Source organism: Albidovulum sp. (assembly GCF_041919395.1).
In the GTDB taxonomy this organism is placed as follows: domain Bacteria; phylum Pseudomonadota; class Alphaproteobacteria; order Rhodobacterales; family Rhodobacteraceae; genus Albidovulum.
The window spans coordinates 1-2382 of the sequence record NZ_JAYRTX010000182.1 but is presented as its reverse complement, the minus strand read 5'-3'; the positions used below and the strand labels follow the sequence as shown (position 1 = coordinate 2382).

Here is a 2382-nt window from a genome sequence, read left to right as displayed (position 1 = left end):
TCGTGAACGTGGCTTTCGGCCAGCCCCGCGCCGGTGATCTTCACGAAGCGGCAGTTCCTGCGCATCTCCGCCACGGTGCGGTTGCCGGTGTAGCCCATCGCGGCCCTGAGACCGCCGACGAGCTGGTGGATCACCGCCTGCGCCGTGCCCTTGTAGGGCACCTGGCCCTCGATCCCCTCGGGCACCAGCTTGTCGGAGGCCGCGTCCTTCTGGAAGTAGCGGTCTGCCGAGCCGCGCGCCATTGCGCCGAGCGATCCCATGCCGCGATAGCTCTTGAAGCTGCGGCCCTGGTAGAGGATCACCTCGCCCGGGCTTTCATCGGTGCCCGCGATAGCCGAGCCGACCATGGCGCAGGAGGCGCCTGCCGCGATGGCCTTGGCGAAGTCCCCGGAATACTTGATGCCGCCATCGGCGATCACCGGCACCTCGCCCGCCGCCCCGGCCGCGTCCATGATCGCCGTCAGTTGCGGCACGCCGACGCCGGCGACGATCCGCGTGGTGCAGATCGAGCCCGGGCCGATCCCGACCTTCACCGCATCCGCCCCCGCCGCGATCAGCGCCCGCGTCGCCTCGGCCGTCGCCACGTTGCCGGCCACCACCTGGACCGCGTTCGACAGCGCCTTGATCCGCTCCACCGCCCGCGCCACGCCCTCGCTGTGGCCATGTGCGGTGTCGATCACCACCATGTCCACGCCGGCGTCGATCAGCGCCCGGCTCCGCTCGAACCCCTCGTCCCCGACGGTCGAGGCCGCCGCCACCCGCAGGCGGCCAAGCTCGTCCTTGCAGGCATGCGGGTTCAGCACCGCCTTCTCTGTGTCCTTGAGCGTGAGCAGTCCGGTCAGCTTGCCCTGCCCGTCCGTCACGAGGAGCTTTTCGATCCGCCGCGCCTTCATCAGCGACTTGGCCTCGTCGAGATCGGCCGGTTCGTTCAGCACGGCGAGGTGATCTGCCGTCATCATCACCCGGACCGGGGTCCTGTCATCCGAGGCGAACCGCATGTCACGGTTGGTGACAATCCCCACGACACGGCCATCACCGTCCACGACCGGGAAACCGGTGACGTTGTACCGCTCCTGCAACGCCTTGGCGTCGGCCAGCGTCTGGTCGGGCGTCAGCGTGATCGGGTTGTAGACGATGCCGCTTTCGAACCGCTTCACGCGGCTCACCTGCGCCGCCTGCTCCTCGATCCCGAGGTTGCGGTGGATGACGCCGATGCCGCCCGCCTGAGCCATGGCGATGGCCATCCGCGCCTCGGTCACCGTGTCCATCGCCGAGGACAGGAGCGGGATGTTCATGCGGACCTGTTTCGTCACGAATGTCGAGGTGTCGGCGGCCGACGGCAACACGTTGGAGGCGGCCGGAACGAGCAGAACGTCATCGAAGGTCAGCGCCTCGCGAATCTCCATGGAACACCTCTCGGGGGGAGTTTTCGTTTGGCGCTCCCCTGTTTCACGGGCGGGCCACAATGGCAAGGCCCAATCTGCGCGGCCCGGGCCCCTCTCTTGCGCGCCCGCCCGCTTCCATGCTCAATCGCGGCCCGGAATCATCAGCGCCAGAGGACCCCATGCGCGTCGCCGTCGTCGAGAACATGGTCAACACCGCGCTCGGCCAGGTGGGCGTGGCGCTGCGCGAAGCCGGTGCAGAAATCGTCATGTACCGTCCCTACCGCGACGGCAACCTGCCCCGAGACCTTGCCGCCGAGGACGCACTCGTCGTGCTCGGGGGCGAACAGTCGGCCATCGACGACGCGGCGCATCCCTACCTTCCCGCGCTCGCCCGGACAATGCGGATCTGGGCAGAGGCCGACCGCGCCGTTCTCGGCATCTGTCTCGGTTCGCAGATCCTCGCCCGCGCGTTTGGCGCGGCCAACCTCCTCGGCACCGCGCCCGAATTCGGCTGGCGCGAGGTCCGCGCGACGGCGGCAGGCCGCGCCGACCCGCTGGTCGCCGCGGCGGGCGACCGGTTCCGCACGTTCCAGTGGCACAGCGACACCTTCACCCTGCCAGAGGGCGCGGTCCATCTGGCAGAGAACGGCACGGTCGCGCACCAGGCCTTCCGGCTCGGTCGCGCCGCCTACGGCACGCAGTTCCATTTCGAGGCCGACCGCACGGTGGTTGCGGCCTGGACGGATCAGTTCGGCGCCGCCGCGGAACGGATGCAACCGGGCTGGGGTGCCGCCCATGCCGGGGAGGCCGCGCGCCACGGACCCTTGGCCGACGCGGCCGGCCTCGCCCTCGCCCGCGCCTGGGTGGGGCTGATCTAGGCGGTGGCAGCGTTGGTCTTGATGGCAAGCTGCCCGCGGGTCCAGGACTGCACGACCTTCCAGGCAATCGGCAGCGTCACCAGCGTCGCCGCGACGAGCGCCACGCCGCCCGGCAGCCG

2 protein-coding genes are annotated in these 2382 nt (G+C 69.9%); one reads left to right on the top strand and one right to left on the bottom strand.

All coding sequences use genetic code 11. From position 1 onward, the window contains the following. The coding region (gene guaB / locus ACMUOO_RS17130; protein ID WP_413855800.1) for an IMP dehydrogenase at window positions 1-1406 on the bottom strand (1406 nt) is incomplete at its 3' end. 158 nt (window positions 1407-1564) lie between these two features. On the opposite strand from guaB, the gene ACMUOO_RS17125 reads away from it, so the two are divergent. Next, a complete protein-coding gene (locus ACMUOO_RS17125; RefSeq protein ID WP_301918136.1) occupies window positions 1565-2263 on the top strand; it encodes a type 1 glutamine amidotransferase in 699 nt (232 codons plus the stop codon). The last annotated feature ends 119 nt before the right edge of the window (window positions 2264-2382 follow it).